General features: G+C 73.7%; 13 protein-coding genes. 6 read left to right on the top strand and 7 right to left on the bottom strand.

Annotated features, from left to right (window positions below; genetic code table 11):
- Window positions 1-124 precede the first annotated feature (124 nt).
- On the top strand, window positions 125-1,147 hold the full coding sequence (locus ACWAT2_RS17810) for a LacI family DNA-binding transcriptional regulator (protein ID WP_402377759.1): 1,023 nt from the start codon (window positions 125-127) through the stop codon (window positions 1,145-1,147).
- Between the two features lie 12 nt (window positions 1,148-1,159).
- On the opposite strand, the gene ACWAT2_RS17805 is transcribed toward ACWAT2_RS17810, so the two are convergent.
- The 5 genes from ACWAT2_RS17805 to ACWAT2_RS17785 all read right to left on the bottom strand — a co-directional run bounded on the left by ACWAT2_RS17805 (window position 1,160) and on the right by ACWAT2_RS17785 (window position 6,293).
- The gene (locus ACWAT2_RS17805) at window positions 1,160-2,362 is read right to left on the bottom strand and encodes a glycosyltransferase (protein ID WP_402377756.1); all 1,203 of its coding nucleotides are present in this window, start codon (window positions 2,360-2,362) and stop codon (window positions 1,160-1,162) included.
- Window positions 2,363-2,429: 67 nt separating this feature from the next.
- A complete protein-coding gene (locus ACWAT2_RS17800; protein WP_402377753.1) occupies window positions 2,430-3,101 on the bottom strand; it encodes a uridine kinase family protein in 672 nt (223 codons plus the stop codon).
- A 128-nt stretch (window positions 3,102-3,229) separates the two neighbouring features.
- Window positions 3,230-3,904, bottom strand: a complete 675-nt coding sequence (locus ACWAT2_RS17795) for a LutC/YkgG family protein (RefSeq protein WP_402377750.1) — start codon at window positions 3,902-3,904, stop codon at window positions 3,230-3,232.
- On the bottom strand, window positions 3,901-5,508 hold the full coding sequence (locus ACWAT2_RS17790) for a LutB/LldF family L-lactate oxidation iron-sulfur protein (protein WP_402377747.1): 1,608 nt from the start codon (window positions 5,506-5,508) through the stop codon (window positions 3,901-3,903). The genes ACWAT2_RS17795 and ACWAT2_RS17790 overlap by 4 nt, the downstream gene beginning before the upstream one ends.
- A complete protein-coding gene (locus ACWAT2_RS17785) occupies window positions 5,505-6,293 on the bottom strand; it encodes a (Fe-S)-binding protein (protein WP_402377745.1) in 789 nt (262 codons plus the stop codon). Before ACWAT2_RS17785 ends, ACWAT2_RS17790 begins: the two co-directional genes overlap by 4 nt.
- Before the next feature lie 98 nt (window positions 6,294-6,391).
- Between ACWAT2_RS17785 and ACWAT2_RS17780 the strand changes: the two genes are divergently transcribed.
- Window positions 6,392-7,111 (top strand): FadR/GntR family transcriptional regulator, encoded by a 720-nt coding sequence (locus tag ACWAT2_RS17780; protein ID WP_402377742.1) that lies wholly within the window; start codon window positions 6,392-6,394, stop codon window positions 7,109-7,111.
- A gap of 18 nt (window positions 7,112-7,129) precedes the next feature.
- On the opposite strand, the gene ACWAT2_RS17775 is transcribed toward ACWAT2_RS17780, so the two are convergent.
- Window positions 7,130-8,353, bottom strand: coding sequence for an AGE family epimerase/isomerase (locus ACWAT2_RS17775; protein WP_402377740.1), 1,224 nt, complete (start codon window positions 8,351-8,353; stop codon window positions 7,130-7,132).
- 145 nt (window positions 8,354-8,498) lie between these two features.
- Window positions 8,499-9,515 carry a LacI family DNA-binding transcriptional regulator gene (locus ACWAT2_RS17770; RefSeq protein ID WP_402377737.1) on the bottom strand — a complete coding sequence of 339 codons (1,017 nt, stop codon included), beginning with the start codon at window positions 9,513-9,515 and terminating at the stop codon, window positions 8,499-8,501.
- Between the two features lie 317 nt (window positions 9,516-9,832).
- Between ACWAT2_RS17770 and ACWAT2_RS17765 the strand changes: the two genes are divergently transcribed.
- The 4 genes from ACWAT2_RS17765 to ACWAT2_RS17750 all read left to right on the top strand — a co-directional run bounded on the left by ACWAT2_RS17765 (window position 9,833) and on the right by ACWAT2_RS17750 (window position 19,386).
- Entirely contained in the window at window positions 9,833-15,247 is a 5,415-nt protein-coding gene (locus ACWAT2_RS17765; protein ID WP_402377734.1) for a rhamnogalacturonan lyase family protein, read from the top strand.
- A 94-nt stretch (window positions 15,248-15,341) separates the two neighbouring features.
- Complete coding sequence (locus tag ACWAT2_RS17760; RefSeq protein WP_402377731.1) at window positions 15,342-16,367, top strand: 3-oxoacyl-[acyl-carrier-protein] synthase III C-terminal domain-containing protein; 1,026 nt, start codon at window positions 15,342-15,344, stop codon at window positions 16,365-16,367.
- A gap of 59 nt (window positions 16,368-16,426) precedes the next feature.
- Window positions 16,427-17,782, top strand: coding sequence for a Gfo/Idh/MocA family protein (locus ACWAT2_RS17755; RefSeq protein WP_402377729.1), 1,356 nt, complete (start codon window positions 16,427-16,429; stop codon window positions 17,780-17,782).
- A gap of 224 nt (window positions 17,783-18,006) precedes the next feature.
- Window positions 18,007-19,386 carry a Gfo/Idh/MocA family oxidoreductase gene (locus ACWAT2_RS17750; protein ID WP_402377726.1) on the top strand — a complete coding sequence of 460 codons (1,380 nt, stop codon included), beginning with the start codon at window positions 18,007-18,009 and terminating at the stop codon, window positions 19,384-19,386.
- The last annotated feature ends 60 nt before the right edge of the window (window positions 19,387-19,446 follow it).

Raw genomic sequence — 19,446 nt, 5'->3', positions numbered from 1 at the left:
CGCTCCGGACGGAATGCGCTTTCCAGTCTCACGGTAAGGTGTCTGCGGCGGTGCGTCAAGCAGCCGCCGCCCGGCATGGTGGCTGCGCGCCCCCGCCGGGACCGCAGCGGACGAGGAGGTGCCCGTGGCCAGACCACGGCTGCAGGACGTCGCGAACCATGCCGGGGTCTCCCTGGCGACCGCCTCGCGGGTCCTCAACGGGTCCTCGCGGCAGCCCGGCCCCGAGCTCGTCGAACGGGTCCGCGCCGCCGCGGCGGACCTCGGCTACGTGGTGAACGCCCAGGCCCAGGCGTTGGCCCGCTCCCGCACCGGGCTGCTCGGGCTGGTCGTGCAGGACATCTCCGACCCGTACTTCTCCTCCATCGCCGCCGGCGCCCAGGCCGCCGCCCGCGAGCACGGCCGCATGGTGCTCCTCGCCTCCACCGAACGGGACCCTGACGCGGAACGAGACGCCGTCGCAGCGTTCGCGGCGCACCGCGTCGACGCCATCGTCGTCGCCGGGACCCGGTGGTCGCCCGAGGAGGACGCCCCCGTGGCCGCCGAGCTCGAGACGTTCGAGGCCGGCGGGGGGCGCGCCGTCGTCGTCGGGCAGCCGCTCGGGCCGGCGCGCGTCGTGCGCCCGCCGAACGCCGCCGGCGCCGCCGACCTGGCCGCCGCGCTGCACGAGCAGGGGCACCGCCGGTTCGTCCTGCTCAGCGCACCCGACCGCGTCGTCACCGCCCAGGAGCGGGCCGGGGCGTTCGCCGACGCCGTCGCCGCGGGCGGGGGAGAGGTGCTCGAGGTCATCGAGCAGCAGTTCTCGCGCGACGGTGGGTTCGCGGCCGGCGACCGTGTCGCCGAGATCGCCCGCGAGTCCGCCGGTGCCGGGCTCGACGCGCCGTGCGTGTTCGCCGTCACCGACGTCATGGCCATCGGCCTCATCGCCCGGCTGCGCGACCTCGACGTCGCGGTGCCGGACGACGTCCGGGTCGCCGGGTTCGACGACATCCCCACGCTGCGGGACCACGTGCCCTCGGTCACCACCGTGTCCATCCCGCTGGAGGAGATGGGGCGCCTGGCCGTCGCCGCAGCGGTGGCCGAGGAAGGCGCCGAGGTGGGTGCCGCCGTCGGGCACGAGGTCGTGCTGCGGGAGTCGACGGCGCGCTGAGCTCGCGTCGCCTCAGGCCGCGACGCGCAGCCCCGTGCCGCGGACGGCCTGCTCGAGCACCCGGGCGTAGCCGGACAGCATGCGCACGTGGCTGAACCGCTGCCGGGCCGCCGTCAGCGCACCGTGCAGCTCGCCGCGGCGGGCCGACGCCTCGATCCAGGTCTCGGCGATCTCGGCGGCGTCGAACCCGGTGACGAACCCGATGCCGGCCACCAGGTGTGCGCTGTCGCCGACCGGCGTCGTGACCGGGACCGCGCCGCACATCGCGCCCTCGATGAGGCACAGCGGGGCGGCCTCCCCGAACGCGGAGGTGAGCGCGACGACGTCGGCCATCGCGTAGACGTGCTCCATGTCGCGCCGCACCCCGAGCAGGTGCACCCGCGTCAGCAGGTCCGGACGGTCCCCGAACGACTCGTGCAGGTCGGCCACGAGCGCCGGGTTGTCCCTCGTCATCCCGGCGCCGCACATCATGACGTGGCCGTCGTCGTCGCGCCCGAGGAGCTCGCGGGCCGCCGCGAGGAACAGGCGGGGGTTCTTCATGGCGTCGTACCGCGCGGCGTAGGCGACCAGCGTGGCGTCGGCGGGGATGCCCGCTGCGCCCCGCAGTGCCGCGCGGCGCACGCGGCGCAGCGGGTGGAACCGGGTCAGGTCGATGCCGTTGGGCACCACGCGCAGCAGGTGCTCCGGGACGCCGGCGGCCGCGTACGCGTCGCGCGTCGACTCCGCGCAGCAGACGGCGGCCGCGAGCAGCCCGCTGTCGGCGGTGGCGCGCAGGTCGTCCAGCGCCGCGCCGGAGTGTTCGGGGTCGGAACGGTGCAGGCACGCCACCACGGGGCGCTGTGGGAAGCCCACCTCGAGGGTCAGCCGCAACGGCTGCTCCTTGAGCGACATGACGACGTCGACGGCGGTCGCCTCCCGGGCCGCGAGCTCCATCTGCGCCTCGGTGAAGCGGCGGGGGTCGTGGTCCTCGTCCGTGGAGCGGCCCAGCGTGGTGACCCGGATCCCGGCGGCCCGCAGGGCGTGGAACCGGGGGTCGTCCTCCATGCGCTGGCGTACGGACTCGCGGCGGACCGTGCTGTAGAGGCTCAGCGCCGAGTGCTGCTGGTGGCCGTGGGCGTGCAGCCCCGCGACCACCGTCGAGTGCAGCACCCGGGCGCCGCCGGAGAAGAAGCCCTCGTAGAGGGACAGGACACGCAGCGAGCTGTGTTCGAGCACGGTGACCACCTCCTGCGACCAGACTGGGCCCGGATGATGTGGTGCGAGTGACCTGCGTGTTACGTCTTCATGACACTTCCGGGAGGTGCGTCGCGGCACGGATGTCCCGCTCGGCCTGCGCCGGCGTGAGGGGGCGGCAGCCGAGGTCCGTCCAGCGGCGCACCAGCGCAGGCTCCGCCCGCAGGAGCCCCCAGCCGCGGCGCAGCAGGGTCGGCAAGGGCTTGCGTGCCTCGGCGACGTCGCGCAGCAGGCGGAACCAGAAGCTGACGATCCGTGGACGGGCCAGACAGATGGCGTCGGCGAGCAGCCCTTCGGCCCGGCACGCGGCGACGAGCTCGGCCGCGAAGACGCCCTCGGCGACGACCAGCGGTTCCCCACCCGTCTCGACCACGGAGCTCCCGGTGCGCCGCGAGGTCGGGATGTCGTAGACCGGCACCTCCGCGCGTCCTGTCGTGGCGAGCGTCCGCAGAGCGTCCAGCGCGCCGTCGCGGTCCCAGCTGGCGGGATCGTCCCAGTCGACGATCCCGTAGGCGCGCGGCATCCCCGGGTGGTCGGCGTCGTGGTAGAAGTCGTCGAGCATCACCACGGGGAGGCCCAGACGACGGGTGAGCGCGGACTTGCCGCTCCCCGACGCTCCGGTGAGCAGCACGACCCTGGCCGCGGGGTGGCGCGTCTCGGGCGGGACGTCGAACAGTGCGTCGGGCGTCGCTGCGGGGACGGGCGGGTCGCTGTCGGTCACGGGAGTCCATTGTGAGGCTTCCGCCGCGCGCCGGCGACCGCCCACCCCTTGGCCGTTGTGGGTGCACGACACGCCGTTAAGCCGACCGGCTTAACGGCGTGTCGTGCACCCACAACGCTTGGGGTGGGTCAGGGGGCGAGGAGCACGTGCAGGGTGCGGGGGCCGTGCACGCCCTCGACGCGGTCGAGCTCGATGTCGCTGGTCGCGCTCGGGCCCGAGATCCACGTCTGCGGCCGCTCCGGGTGCGAGGCGAGCCGGCGCACCATCTCGGGGACGGTCTGGACCACCTGCTCGGCCCGCACCACGCACACGTGGACGTCGGGCACCAGCGAGATCGCGCGGCGCCCCTGGTCCGGCTCGCCGTCCAGCACGATCGTGCCCGTCTCCGAGCAGGCGACGCGCGCGGCGGTGAGCACGGCGCCGATCGCGTCCAGGTCGAGGGCGCTCAGCGGTTCGTCCCGCGGGTCGCGGTGCACGACGACGTCGCCCGCCGCGGCGAGCCACGCCTCGTCCAGCCCGGGGGGCACGACGACGGAGCCCGCCTGGGCGAGGACGTCCGCCACCGCGGCGGGCAGCTCGCCCGCCGTCACCTGCCGCACGTGCGCCCGGTAGTCGACCAGCCGGTCGACGAGCTGCTCCAGCACCGCGGGCGAGCCAGGGTCGTGGTCACCACTCTCGCGGTACCGCCGCGGCACCTCCACGGCCGCGGGCGCCGTGCCGACCTTCCCGGCCGCCGTCGTCCCGGCGCCCCGGTCGCCCAACGCGGCCCGCACGCGGCGCAGCACGTCCTCGCGCGCGCTCATCGCTCTCCCTCCCCGTCCTGGTGCCCGACGGCGGGGCGTGCGTCGCGCTCGGCCGCTCGCTCGCGGGAGGCCCACCACTGCCGGAACGTCTCGTCGGGCGGTGCGGGCAGGTCTCGTTCGCGGGTCCACGCGGACACCGGCGGCGGAGCCTTCGAGATCACCCCGTCGCGGCCGCCCAGGCCGTGCCCGAGCGTGGCCGCACGGCCTGCCAGGCCGAACCGGCCGCCGTCGGACATCACCCACGAGGCTGCCTTCATGGCGGCCTTCCACGGGTCGACCTTGTGCCGGCCGCGGTCGGCGTCGACCTCGCGGGCGCGCAGGTCCACGAGGATCGACGGGATGTCGATCTTCACCGGGCAGACGTCGTAGCAGGCGCCGCACAGCGTCGAGGCGTAGGGGAGCGAGGCGTTGACGTCGTCGGCGCCCGAGACCCCTCCGGAGGCAGCGGTGAGCTGCGGGGTGAGGATCGCGCCGATGGGGCCGGGGTAGACCGAGCCGTAGGCGTGCCCGCCGACCCGCTCGTACACCGGGCACACGTTGAGGCACGCCGAGCAGCGGATGCAGTGCAGGGCGCTGCGGCCCACCTCGTCGGCGAGGACGTCGGTGCGGCCGTTGTCGAGGAGCACCAGGTGGAACTCCTGCGGGCCGTCGCCGGGGGTGACGCCGGTCCACAGCGAGGTGTACGGGTTCATCCGCTCGCCGGTGGAGGACCGCGGCAGGAGCTGGGCGAACACCTCGAGGTCGGTGTAGGTGGGGATCAGCTTCTCGATGCCCATCACGGTCACGAGGGTCTCGGGCAGTGTGAGGCACATCCGGCCGTTGCCCTCGGACTCCACGACGGCCAGCGTGCCGGTGTCGGCGACGCCGAAGTTCGCGCCCGACACCGCGACCCGAGCCGAGAGGAACTTGCGGCGCAGGTGCGCGCGGGCGGCCATCGCGAGCTCGCGCGGCACGTCGGACAGGTCGGCCGGGACGTCACCCATGCGGGCCAGGAAGATGTCGCGGATCTCGGCGCGGTTGCGATGGATGGCGGGCACCAGGATGTGGGACGGCATGTCGTCGGCGAGCTGCACGATGAGCTCGGCCAGGTCCGTCTCGATCGCCGCGATGCCCTCCTCGGCCAGGTGCTCGTTGAGCCCGATCTCCTGGGTGGCCATCGACTTGACCTTGACGACCTCGTCGACGCCCTTGGCCTGCGCGATCTCGGTGACGATGCGGTTGGCCTCGGCCGCGTCGCGGGCCCAGTGCACGACGCCGCCGCGGGCGTTGACGTTCTCCTCGAGCTGTGCCAGCAGGTGGGGCAGCTCCGCCATGACCTGCTCCTTGACCGCGGAGCCGGCGTCGCGCAGAGCCTCCCAGTCCGGCACCTCGTCGACGACGGCGGCCCGCTTGGTCCGGATCGTCGCCGTCGCGTGGCCGAGGTTGCGGCGCAGCTGCTCGTTCTTCAGGGTCTCGCGGGCCGCCTCCGGGAAGGAGGTGCCCCAGCGCAGCGGCTCCTGGGGGTGGGGGACGGCGCCGAACGGCTCGTCGGCGCTCGCGGCCGGGACGCCGTCCGGCCCCGTGCCGCGGCGGCGCAGGCCGGGCAGGCCGAGGAACGTGCTCATCGGGCGACCTCCGTGCGGGCGTGGGGCAGCGGGGTGGGGTCCTCGCGGGTCGAGGCGAGGATCTCCGCCAGGTGCAGGGTGCCGACGCCGGTGCGCTGGCGGGAGAGACCTCCGCCGATGTGCATGAGGCAGGAATAGTCGCCGGCGGTGAGGACCTCGGCGTCGGTGGCGCGGACGTTCGCGGTCTTGTCGGCGAGCATCGCGGCCGACGTGTCGGCGTTCTTCAGCGCGAAGGTGCCGCCGAACCCGCAGCACGACTCGGCGCCGGGGAGCTCGACGAGGTCGATGCCCTCCACGGCGCGCAGGAGCCGCAGCGGCTTGTCGCCGACCCGCAGCATGCGCAGCGAGTGGCAGGTGGGGTGGTAGGTGACGCGGTGACCGAACCACGCCCCGACGTCGGTGATCCCGAGCACGTCGACCAGCAGCTCGGAGAGCTCGAACGTCCTGGCGCTGACGGCCTCGGCGGTGGTGGCGAGGTCGTCGAGGCCGGCGCGGCGGCAGACCATCGCCTGCTGGTGGCGGATCGAACCGGTGCACGATCCGGAGGGGACGACGACGGCGTCCCACTCGCCGTCGGCGACGGGGGCGAACGTCTCCACGTGGTTGCGCACGACGGGTACGGCCTCGTCGAGGTAGCCGGTGTTGACGTGCATCTGGCCGCAGCACGCCTGGCCGCGAGGGAAGACGACCTCGTGCCCGAGGCGTTCGAGCAGGCGGACGGTGGCGCGCGGCGCGCCGGGGAACATGGTGTCCGCGATGCAGGTCGCAGCGAGGGCGATGCGCACGTCCGACTCCTTCGGCGGGGCTGCGGTGGCTGGTCTGTGTGGTCCGACCACTGTAGCCCACGGGAGTGGTGTGGTCAGACCACGGCTAGGATCGGTCCGTGCGCACTCACGAGAAGGTCCTCGCCAGCATCGAGTCCGACCTCGCCGCCGGTCGCTGGGCGCTCGGCGAGCGGCTGCCCGCCGAACGCGCGCTCGCCGAGGAGCTCGGCGTCTCCCGCCCGTCCGTGCGCGAGGCCATCCGCATCCTGGAAGCGATGGGCATCATCCGCACCGCCGTCGGGTCCGGGCCCGACGCCGGGGCTACCGTCGTCGACCGCCCTGCGGCCGGGCTCGGCGCGGCCGTCCGCCTGCACGTCGCCTCCGGCACGCTGCCCGTGCACGACGTCGTGGCGACGCGGGTGGCGCTCGAGAGCTGGGCCGTGCGGGAGGCGGCGGACGCTGCCGACGGGGCCGGCGCCGGGGACGCCGACGGCGGTGCCGCGGCCGAGGCCGACCGGCTCGTGCGCGAGATGTCGGTGCCCGGGCTCGCGGTCGACACGTTCGTCCGGCTCGACCAGGACTTCCACCTCGCGATCGCCCGGCGGGCGGGCAACCAGCTCGTCGAGGCGATCCTCACCGGCCTGCGCAGCGCGGTGCACGACTACGTGGCGCGCGGGATCGACGGGCTGCGCTCCTGGCCGGACACCGCCCACCGGTTGTGCGCCGAGCACCGGCAGATCCTCGAGGCCGTGACCGCGGGCGACGCGGACGGCGCGGAGCGGGCGACGCGCGACCACATCCTCGGGTTCTACCGCGAGACAGGGCTCGGCGCGGGCTGACCGGGCTCGCCCGGAGTCCTAGCCGAGCGGTCCTGCGCGGCGCGCCGACTCGGCGAAGGAGCCGGTCAGGGGCAGGTCTGGGACCAGCAGCGCCTGGACGGCGTGGTAGATGTCGGGCTTGCCCGCCCAGACCTCGGCGGCGGGGCGGTTCCGGGCATCGAGCTCGTGCCGCCACGACCCGCGCTCCTGGTCGACGAACCGCTGCCGGACCAGCTCCCACCAGGCCTCGGCCTGCTCGGCGTACCGGGGCGATCCGGTGACCGCAGCCAGGACCTCCGCCGCGGCGACGGCCTCGGCCGCGACCCAGTGGAACCGGCGGCTCTCCACCGGTCGGCCGGACCAGTCGACCGTGTAGACGAACCCGGTGCCGTCGAACCCGTCGGCCAGCGCGCGCTCGAAGAGCCGCTCGGCCGCCTCCGTGCGCCGTCCGGCCTGGTCGGCGGCGACGTCGAGCTGCAGCATCAGCCGAGCCCACTCGAAGCCGTGGCCCGGCGTGGAGCCGTAGGGCTTGAAGGGGTCGCGTGGCCGGTCGGCGTTGTACTCGAGCTCGGGGGACCAGTCGGTGGTGAAGTGCTCCGGGATCCGCCACGCGTTCCCCGCCGCCCAGCCCGCCGTGCGGTCGACGATCGCGGCGGCCCGCTCTCGCCACCGCGGGTCGCCGGTCGCGTCCGACGCGGCGAGCAGCGCCTCGACCCCGTGCATGTTGGCGTTGATGCCGCGGTACGGCGACACGGTGGTCCAGGCGCCGTCCTGCTCGTCGGCGAGCATCCCCGTGCCGGCCTCCCAGAACCGCCGGTCGAGCACGTCCAGCGCCTGGGCGAGCAGGGCCGGCGCGCCGGGGCGCCCGGCCTGGGTCGCGGAGGCGGCCGCGAGCACCACGAACGCGTGGGCGTAGGCGGCCTTGGTGTCGTCGACGTCGTCGCCGGGGCCGCGCGAGGCGAACCAGCCGCCGTGCTCGTCGTCGTGGAGGAGCCCCGCGAACCCGGCGAGCGCCTGGTCGGAGAGCCTTCCGCAGCCCTCGACGCCGAGCAGGTCGCCGAGGGCGTAGGTGTGCGCCATGCGCGCGGTGACCCACGTGTGCACCGGCCGTGCCAGGTCCGGGCGTCCGTCGTCGTCCAGCCAGGCGGCGCCGCCGTCCGGGAGCACGGAGGGTGTGCCGAAGTCCAGGAGCCGCCGGACCTCCTCCGCGCGCCAGCCGACGGCGTCGGACGTGCTCGCGGTGCGTGCCTGGTCGTGGGGCATCGTGCATCCTCTCCCGGGACCGACGTCGTGCGTGGGCCCCTCGATCGTCCACTCTGACAGCGATGTCATGTCGGGCGGCGAGAATCTCACGCCGGCAGGCCGGGGTTCAAGCGCTGCGGGCCGGACGGCGGGTGGGGCTCCGCGCTCAGGCGGGCGGCACCTCGCCGGAGCCCCGCGGGACGAGCCGGGTCGGGACGGTCCGCCGCCGCGCGGGCAGCGTGGGGTCCGCCGTCCGCTCCAGGGCGAGGAACGCCGCCTGACGCCCGATCTCGGCCATGTCGTAGGCGACCACCGTGACGCCGAGCAGGTCGGCGAGCTCGAAGTCGTCGAACCCGACCAGCGCAGGGATGCTCGCCCCGGTCGTGCGGCGCGCGTGCAGCACGTGGAGGGCGCCCACGGTGATCCGGTTGTTCGCGGTCACCAACGCCGTGGGCGGGTCCGCGTCGTCGAGCAGCTCGGCCACCAGCCGTTGCGCGGCTGCCGCGTCGTGCGCACCCTCCCGGAGCCGGCTCCCCGGCACGGCCAGACCGTGCTCGGCCATCGCGCGCAGGAAGGCGAGGCGTCGCTCCTGCGCGGTCCAGAGGCGGGCATGGTCGCCCACCAGGGCGATGCGCCGGTGCCCGTGCGCCACGAGGTGGTCCACCGCCTGGCGCGCGCCGCCCTCGTTGTCGATGACGACGGTGTCCGCCTCGATCCCGGGTGCGGGGCGGTCCACCAGGACGACGGGCGGGCCGTCGTCCACCTCGCGCGCGAGGTAGCGGTGGTCGACGTCCGTCGGCGCGATGACGAGCGCGGCGACCCGCCGTTCGAGGAACGCCTCGGTGAGCTGCCGTTCGCGCACCGCGTCCTCGCCGGAGCTGGCGGTCACGAGCTGGTAGCCGCTGCCCTGGAGGCCCTGCTCCATCCCGGCGCCGACCGAGGCGAAGAAGCGGTTCGCGATGTCCGCCGTCACGAACCCCACGAGGGGTGCTCGGCCGCCGCGAGCCAGGTCCGCGGCGGCGGCGTTGCGGCGGAACCCGAGCTCGAGCGCGGCGGCGCGGACCCGCTCGCGCGTGCCCGGCGCCACGTGCGGTTCGTCGTTCATCACCCGCGACGCGGTCTTGAGGCTGACCCCGGCAGCGCGGGCGACGGTGGCCAGCGTGGGGCGGTGGTCGCTCGCCATCCGATCCTCCTGTGCCGTCGCCGCTCGCGGTCGCCGCTCGCGTGGGCACACGCTATCGCCCCCCGGGTCGGCGGACTCGTTCCCCCTGGACACCGCGGCGCGGAGCAGGCATCATGGCGACGACGCGCGATTGAATCCATTCATTAAATCCATCCAACAGGCCTCACCGACGAGGCGCGCGCCCCCGGCCCCGAGCCGGACTCAACGACGAGACGACGAGGTGAACCGTGCAGCAGCCCGCCAGGCTCTCGCGTACCGAACGTGAAAGCGCTTACCGGCACCGATCGACCACTCCACCACCGCCACGGGCCCGCTGGGTGGCCGGCGCGGCCGCCGCAGCGCTCGTGCTGCCGCTGCTGCCCAGCGCGGCCCAGGCCGATGAGGCCCCTGCGTGGGCCTTCGACTTCGGGACACCCGACAGCCCGGTCGCAGAGGGCTACGACCGAGTCGACCCCACCACGGCCTACGCCGAGGAGACCGGGTTCGGCATCACCTCCGGCGACGTCGACGCCCGGGACCGGTCGACCGACGTCGACCCCCTCGCCGGCGACTTCGTGCTCGGGGCTGACTGGGCGTTCGCCGTGGACGTGCCGGACGGCACCTACGACGTCGAGGTCTGGACCGGCGACACGCTCGCCGGCACCTCCAGCGTGCGCACCACCGTCGCCCCGGAGGGTGGCGAGGGTACGAACATCACCGCCGACGCCGAGCAGACGAACAGCGGCACGCTGACGGTCGAGGTCACCGACGGCCGCCTGGACCTCGGCATCACGGGCAAGGGCTACGGCTACGTCAACGGCATCGTGGTCACCCAGGTCGCCGACGACGCGGGCGACGGCGACGACGACGGCGGCACCACCGACCCGGGCGAGGGCGACGGCACGCCCGGCCCGCAGAACCTGCGCGTCGCGGCAGCGGACGACGGCGAGCTCGTCCTGCGCTGGAACGAGGTCGACGGCGCCACCGGCTACGTCCTGACCCGCGGCGACGCCGTCGACGGCGAGTACACCGAGGTCGCCACGACCGGCGCCCGCGAGGTCTACGCCGCGGACCCGGGCGCCGACGCCTCCGCCGTGAGCTACTACCGCGTGCACGCCGTCACACCTGACGGCACCACCGACGCGTCGGCGCCCGCCGTCGGCACCCTCGCGAGCGAACCGGACTTCCCCGAGAGCGGCACGCTGCAGATCGACCTGGGCTCCGGCGCCGTGGCCGGTGACGCCGTCGGCGTCGACGCGGACACCGCCTACGACGCCGAGAACCGGCTCGGGTTCGTCGACACCTCCGTGGTGACGGCGACCGACCGTGGCGGCGACGACCTGCGGGGAGACTTCGTCACGGCCGACGGCGGCGAGCTCGTCGTCGACCTGCCGAACGGCGACTACACGGTCAGCCTGGTCGCCGGAGACACCGAGGGTGCCACCGACGTGGCGGTCACCGCCGAGCAGATGGCCAAGGTGCAGCAGACCGAGAAGGCCGCGGGCGAGCTCCTCGAGATGGAGTTCGACGTCGCGCTCGTCGACGGGCAGCTCAACCTGCAGATCGCCGGGGGTGCGGCGAACCTCAACGCGCTCACCATCACCCGCGCGGACGAGCGCGAGGCGGCCGACCGGCCGACGGTGTTCGTCACCGGCGACTCGACCGTCCAGACGTACGACCAGTACTGGGCACCGCAGGCCGGCTGGGGGCAGATGATCGAGCGCTACCTGTCCGACGACGTCCTGGTGGACAACCACGCCATCGGCGGCCGGTCCTCGAAGAACTTCATCAGCCAGGGACGTCTCGACGAGGTGCTCACCCAGATCCGCCCGGGCGACTACCTGTACGTGCAGTTCGGCCACAACGACAACAGCTACGGCGTCGACGACCGCTGGGCCGCGCCGGGCGACTACTACTGGTACCTGCAGACGTTCATCGACGGCGCCGTCCAGCGCGGCGCGCAGCCGATCGTCGTCACGCCGGTCTCGCGCCGATCCTTCGACGCGGACACCGGGACGTTCGACGTCTCCTTCCCGGACTACGTCGACGCCGCGACCCGGGTCGCGGCCGACACCGGCACGCCGCTCGTGGACCTGTCCGCCTCGTCGCGGGCCTACCTGGACGAGATCGGACCGGAGGAGGCCAAGAGCGTGTTCCTGCACGTGCCCGCCGGCGTCTACCCGAACCGGCCGGACGGCACGACGGACGACACGCACTTCCAGGAGTACGGCGCCATCCAGATGGCGCGCCTCGTGGCCCTGGACACCGCCGCGCTGGACGTCCCGCTCGCCGACGAGGTCGCCGACGCCGAACCGCCGGCCGAGGTGCCGGGCCTGCCGGCCGGCGTCGTCGCCGGGAACGTCTCCGCGTCCAGCGTCACCCTCAGCTGGACCGAGGTGGACGGGGCGGACATCTACAAGGTGTACGCCAAGGCGTCCGCCGCGCCGGACGAAGACTTCGACCTGGTGACCACCTCCACGATCGGGGTCGCCGAGGTGACCGGGCTCGAGGAGGGCACGGCCTACGACCTGCGCGTCGTGGCCGTCAACGGGAGAGGCGACTCCGCGCCGTCGGCCACCGTGAGCGTCACCACCAAGGCGCCGCTCATGAAGTTCGACGTGCAGCTCGCCGGGAACCCGACGAAGGACGGCTACACGGCGTTCGACGAGACCACGCTGTACACCGAGGAGCTGGGCCACGGCTTCACCTCCGACGCCGGACCGGGCGGCCGCGACCGCGGCACCGGTGACGGCGCGCTGGACGACCTGCAGCGAGACTTCCTCCTGCCGGGTCCGGACCACCCGATGCGGTTCGACGTCCCGAACGGCACCTACGCCGTCGAGGTCGTCTGGGGCGACCTGATCGGCACGGCACGCCTGGGCGTGACGATCGAGGGCACGGACCACGGCTCCTCGAACGCCGGCCGCGGCGGCACGTCCAGCAAGATCGTCCAGCCCGTCGTGGTCACCGACGGCACCATCGACGTGGTCGCCGACGGCTGGCTGAACGGCCTGGAGATCACGGCCCTGCTCTACGCGCCCACGGACCTGACCTCCGGCGACGTGACGATCGACGGCTCGGACGTCTCCGTGCCGCTGGCGTGGGAGCCCGCGCAGGACGTCGCCGGCTACCGCGTCTACCGCCTCGCGGAGGGCGCCGCCGAGCCGACGGCGCTCGACGACGTGAGCGACACGTCCTACGTCGACACGACGGCGGACGTCGGCCTGCGCTACACCTACACGGTCGTCGCGCTCGACGCGGCGGGCAACGAGTCGGTCGCGTCCAACGCCGTCGAGCTCACCACGGTGGACGACGACGTCGCGACCGCGGCGACGCCGTCGGGCCTGGCCGTGGGCGAGATCGAGAAGAACTCCGTGGCGTTGAGCTGGGAGCCGGTCGACGACGCGCTGTTCTACCACGTGTACCGGGCCGACCCCGCCGGTGAGATGGTGCTGCTCGACCGCGCCGCGGACGCGCAGCACGTCGACACGGACGTGCTCACCACCGTCGGGTACACCTACGCCGTGGCGTCGGTGAACGCCGGCGGCGTCTCCGCGCTCTCCGAGCCGGTGACGTCCGAGGCCGTCACCCAGCTGGCGCGGCAGACCGAGCGCACCGGGCGTCAGCCCGTGGCGGCCGTCTCCGAGGACGGTGTCTACGTGGGCTGGCGCATGCTGGGCGACGACGCCGACGACGTCGCGTTCCACGTCTACCGGGACGGCGAGCGCCTCACCGACGAACCGGTCGCCGGGTCGACCAACCTGGTGGACGCGGACGGGGCCACGGACTCCACGTACCGGGTCTCCGCTGTCGTCGACGGCACCGAGCGGTGGGCCACCGACGAGTTCGCCGTGCGGGACGCCCAGACGCTGGACATCCCGCTGGACAAGCCGGAGGACGGCTACACCGAGGACGGCCAGCCGTACACCTACTCCGCGAACGACGCCTCCGTGGCCGACCTCGACGGCGACGGGGAGTACGAGTACGTCGTCAAGTGGTACCCGTCCAACGCGAAGGACAACTCGCAGGGCGGCTACACCGGCAACACCTACCTGGACGCCTACGAGCTCGACGGCACCCGGCTGTGGCGCATCGACCTCGGGCACAACATCCGCTCGGGCGCGCACTACACCCAGTTCCAGGTGTTCGACTACGACGGCGACGGCCAGGCCGAGGTGGCGACGAAGACCGCCGACGGCACCACCGACGCGGACGGCACGGTCATCGGGGACGAGCGGGCGGACTTCCGCACCTCGGGCGGCTACGTGCTCTCCGGTCCCGAGTACCTCACGGTGTTCGACGGCGCCACGGGCGTCGCGCTCGACACGATCGACTACGTGCCGCCACGCGGCGACGTCGGCTCGTGGGGCGACACCTACGGCAACCGCGTGGACCGGTTCCTCGCGGGCACCGCCTACCTGGACGGTGAGCGCCCGTCGATGCTGTTCGCCCGCGGCTACTACACGCGGACGGTGGTGGCGGCCTTCGACTGGGACGGCGCCGAGCTGACCCAGCGGTGGGTCTTCGACTCCGACGTCGCGGGCGACGAGCACCGCGGGCAGGGGAACCACTCCCTGGCGGTGGCCGACGTCGACGGCGACCAGAAGGACGAGGTCCTCTACGGCTCGATGACGCTCGACGACGACGGCACGGTGCTCTACAACACCGGGCTCGGGCACGGGGACGCACAGCACGTCTCGGACTTCGACCCCTCGCGCGACGGGCAGGAGGTGTTCTCCGCCCACGAGGACCTGGGGAGCTCCGGCGACGTCGGGGCGACCCTGCGCGACGCGGGGACCGGGGAGATCATCTGGTCGATCCCGGCCGAGCAGGACACGGGCCGTGCCGCCATGGGCGACATCGACCCGCGCCACGACGGCGCGGAGGGCTGGGCCGTCGGCGGGGACGCCGCGTGGGACTCGCCGGTGGGCCAGCTGAAGTCCGCGTCGGGCGAGCTCGTCGCTCAGAGCATCCCCGCGGCGAACTTCCTGACCTTCTGGGACGGGGACCTGCTGACCGAGATCGGCGACCACGACTGGGACGCCGACACCTCCACCGGGGTGCCGACGATCTCGAAGTGGGACTACGAGAACGCCGAGGAGGTCGAGATCTACCGGGCCGAGGGCACGCTCTCGAACAACGGCACCAAGGGCACGCCGGCGCTGCAGGCGGACCTGTTCGGTGACTGGCGAGAGGAGCTGATCACCCGCACCGAGGACTCGACCGCGCTGCGGATCGCGACGACGGTGATCCCGACCGAGCACCGCCTGCGGACGCTCATGTCGGACTCCCAGTACCGCACGGCGGTGGCCTGGCAGAACACGGGCTACAACCAGCCGCCGCACACCTCGTACTTCATCGGCGAGGGCATGGAGACGCCGGACGCGCCGCGCCTGGTGTACACCACGGACGCCGAGCCGGGCGACGTCGTCGTCGAGGTGCCGGACGCCTGGACCGCGGACGCGACCTACACGGCGGGCGACCGTGTGGAGCACGACGGCGTCGTCTTCGAGGCGTTGTGGTGGACGAAGGGCGAGGAGCCCGGCTCGTCCCCGTGGGGTGCGTGGCAGGAGATCGGCCCGGCCGGGGAGCCCGCCCCGGAGTGCGGGGCGCCGTGGACGGCCACCCGCATCTTCACCGAGGGCGACCAGGCCGTGCACGACGGCACGCTCTGGCAGGCGAAGTGGTGGACCCGGAACCAGGAGCCGGGCGCGAGCCCGTGGGGCCCCTGGGAGGAGGTCGGCGAGTGCTGACCTGATCGCCTCCGCACGGCCGGCGGCCGGGTGGCACCGGGACGATGTCTGTCCCGGTGCGGCCCGGCCGCCGGTGCGTGGAATGATCGGTGGCATGCTCACGCTGCCCGCCGGTGCTGCCGGCTCCCGCATCGTCGGCCTGGGGCACCACCAGCCCGCGAAGGTCATGACGAACGACGACATCGCCCAGTTCGTCGAGACGAACGACGAGTGGATCCGGTCGCGCACCGGGATCGTCACCCGGCACGTCGCCGCCGACGACGTCACGGTCGCGGACATGGCGACCGCCGCGGCCGAGCACGCCCTCGCCGACGCCGGGGTGGCCCGCGACGACGTCGACCTCATCGTGGTCGCCACGGCCACCGCAGCCGACCGGTCGCCCAACACGGCCGGGCGGGTGGCGTACGCGCTGCGCACCGGCGTGCAGCCGGGGGCGAGCACGCCCGAGGGCGAGGAGGAGCCGGACCTGCGCGACGTCGTCGGGCCCGGCGTCATCGACGTCAACACCGCCTGCTCGGGATTCTCCTACGCGGTGGGGCTGGCCGACCAGGCGGTCCGTGCCGGGACCTCGCGGACCGCCGTCGTCATCGGTGCGGAGAAGCTGACGGCCGTCACCGACTGGACCGATCGGTCCACCTGCATCCTCACGGCCGACGGCGCGGGTGCGGTGGTGCTGCAGGCGGCGGACGAGCCCGCCGTCGGCCCCGTGGTGTGGGGATCGGAGCCCGAGATCACGCCCGCCGTGCGCATCGAGGCGCCGGCCGACCGGTTCGCACAGGACGGCCGGGCGGTGTTCAAGTGGGCGATCACGCGGGCGGCGGACCGGGCGCGTCGGGTCGTCGAGGCCGCCGGGCTGGGCCTGGACGACATCGAGGTGCTCGTGGCGCACCAGGCGAACCTGCGGATCATCGAGCCGCTCGCCAAGTCGCTGGGGCTCGAGGACCGCGTGGTCGTCACCGACATCACGGAGTCGGGCAACACCTCGGCGGCGTCGATCCCGCTCGGCATGTCCAAGTGGTGGCACGCCGGGAAGCTGCCGGCCGGAGCGCCCGCGCTGCTGTTCGGGTTCGGCGGCGGGTTCACGTGGGCCGGCCAGGTCGTGCTCACCCCGCAGCGGTAGCGGCTCGGGTAGAGTGGCGGGAAACCGCTTTCTGCCCCGGAAGACACAGGAGTCCGACGTTGCCCTCCACCACCTCCGACCGCCTCCGCTACGCCGTCGTCGGGACCGGTCACCGCGCCGGGATGTACGTCTCTGCGCTCGTCGACGCCCACGCCGACACCGGCGAGATCGTCGCGTGGGTCGAGCCCAACCCGGTCCGTGCCGCCGTGCACGAGGCGCGCGTCGCCGCCGCTGTCGGCGGCGAGCGACCCGTCTACGGCCCGGAAGACCTCGAGAAGGCCATCGCCGACCAGCGGGTCGACCGCGTGATCGTCACCAGCATCGACAACACCCACGCGGACCTGGTGTCCCGCGCGCTGCGGGCGGGCGCCGACGTCGTCGTCGAGAAGCCGATCGCCGCCACCGCCGAGGAGGCGCGCCAGATCACCGACGCCGTCGCCGAGACCGGCCGCGACCTGACGATGACGTTCAACTACCGGTACTCCCCGCGCAACTCCGCCCTGCGCGAGGTCATCGCCTCGGGCGAGATCGGCACCGTCCTGTCCGTCCACTTCGACTGGGCCCTGGACACCGTGCACGGCGCGGACTACTTCCGCCGCTGGCACCGCGAGAAGGTCAACAACGGCGGCCTGCTCGTGCACAAGTCCAGCCACCACTTCGACCTCGTCAACTGGTGGATCGGCGACGTGCCCACCCGCGTCTTTGCGAGCGGCGGACGGCGGTTCTACGGCGACGACGCGGCGCACGCGCACGGATACGTGCCCACGGAGGGCGAGAAGGCGCTCAACGTCGACGGCGTGGACCCGTGGGCCCTCGACCTGGCCAAGGACCCGTACCTCAACGAGCTCTACGGACCCGAGGCGCAGGCCCACGACGGCTACGTGCGCAACAGGTCGGTGTTCGACGTCGGGATCACCACCGAGGACACGCTCGGCCTGGTCGTGGAGTACGCGCGGGGCGCGATGCTCACGTACTCGCTGACGGCGTCGGCCCCGTGTGAGGGGTACCGCGTGGTGGTGAACGGCTCGTGCGGACGCGCCGAGCTCGAGGTCGTCGAGCGCGGCTCGGTCGTGTTCGGCGACGACGGCAGGGCGATCCTCGACCCGAGCTTCACCGACGCGTTCGCGGACGACGCGGTGCGACCGGCCGGCGAGCGCCTGCTGGTGCAGCGGCACTGGGAGCGCGCCGAGGAGCGCGAGATCGTCGCGCTCGGCGCCGGCGGTCACGGCGGAGGTGACGCGTTGCTGCTCAGCGACGTCTTCGTGGGCCGCGACGACGCCGACCCGCTCGGCCGGGCCGCGGGGTTCCTCGACGGGCTGCGGGCCTCCGGGGTCGGCTACGCGGGCAACCGGTCGCTGGAGTCCGGCGAGCCGGTGCGACTCGCCGACCTGGGCCTCGGCGTCGACCTCGGCTGACCGTACACGACCCCGTCGCCCCGGGCGCGCTGTGCCCCGCGGACGTTGTGGGCGCGATTCTTGGCCCGAAATGCCCGAGGTGCCGGGTTCTACGGACCAGAAATCGCGCCCACAACGGGGTCTGCGGGTCGAGCGGAGGTGGCGAAGGGGTCTTGGCCGGGCGCTTCGGAGCAGGTAGTCTCCTTGCTAGAAAGCGCTTTCCTCGCCTCTCCGGGAGATAGACGATGACGTCCACCACCTTCGCTGCGCCCGCCCCCGCCCCCGGGCCCGCTACCTCGCCGCCCGCCGGGACGACTACCCGCCGCCGCTACGCCGTCGTCGGGGCGGGGCACCGAGCCCGGCTCTATGTCGACGCGATGACGGGCGAGCACGCCGACGTCGCCGAGCTCGTCGCGCTGTGCGACACCAACCCGCACCGGCTCGCCTTCCACGCCGACCGGGCACGCACCGACGGCGGCACCGAGCCGGCCCGCTATGCCGCGCACGACGTCGACCGCATGCTCGACGAGACCCGGCCCGACGTCGTCGTCGTCACCTCGCCCGACCGGACGCACGCTGCGCACGTCGCCGCGGCGCTGCACCACGGCGCCGACGTCGTCGTCGAGAAGCCGCTGACGATCGACGCCGAAGGGATGTACACGATCCTCGACGCCGCACGCAGCAGCGGCCGTGACGTCACCGTGGCGCACAACTACCGGTATGCCGAGCAGAACGCCGCGATGCGTCAGGTCGTCGCGGAGGGGCGCGTGGGCGACGTCGTCTCGGTGCACTTCGAGTGGCTGGTCGACACGGCGCACGGCGCGGACTACTTCCGCCGCTGGCACCGGGACAAGGCGGCCTCCGGCGGGCTGCTCGTGCACAAGGCCAGCCACCACTTCGACCTGGTGAACTGGTGGACGCAGGACGTCCCCGAGTCGGTGTACGCCCGCGGCGGCCTGCGCTTCTACGGCGAAGCGGCCGGGGACGGCGGGTCGCGCTACGCGCTCGACCTCACCGCCGACCCGGAGCTGCGCGCCCTCTATCACGACGCCGCGCACGCTGACGGCTACCGGCGCGACCAGGATCCGTTCGGCGCCGGCGCCACGATCGAGGACACGCTCAGCGTGCTCGTCGGCTACCGCTCCGGCGCGTCGATGACCTACTCGCTCACCGCTCACAGCCCGTGGGAGGGATATCGCGTCGCGATCAACGGCACGCGGGGCCGGGCGGAGCTCGACGTCGTGGAGCGGTGCCACTCCACGGCAGGGCTGCCAGCGGCCGACGGCGCAGCGGCCGACGGCGGCACTCCGGCCGACGGCGGCACGTCACGGTGCTGCGAGGTGCGGCGGACCGGAGGGCGGCTCGTCGTCCAGGAGCACTGGGGGCACGCGGTGGAGGTGCCGTTCGGCGGCCCGGCGGGGCACCGCGAGGGTGACGCCGCGATGCTGCGGGATGTGCTGCGCGGCCACCTGCCGCCGTCGGCCGGAGGTGTCGCGGGCGATCCGCTGGACCGGCGTGCCGGGGTGCGGGACGGGCTGCGGTCGGTGGCCGTGGGCGTGGCGGGCAACCGGTCGTTGGCGACCGGGCAGGTGGTGCCGGTCGCGAGCCTCGGCATCCCCCTGTAGCCGCCGACCGGGTGCCGAGCCGGGGTGCCGGGTAGTCAGGTTCGGACCGTTATGGCGCCT

The sequence above is a fragment of the Isoptericola sp. GX10416 genome, assembly GCF_056590155.1.
This window is presented reverse-complemented; position numbering and strand designations above follow the sequence as displayed.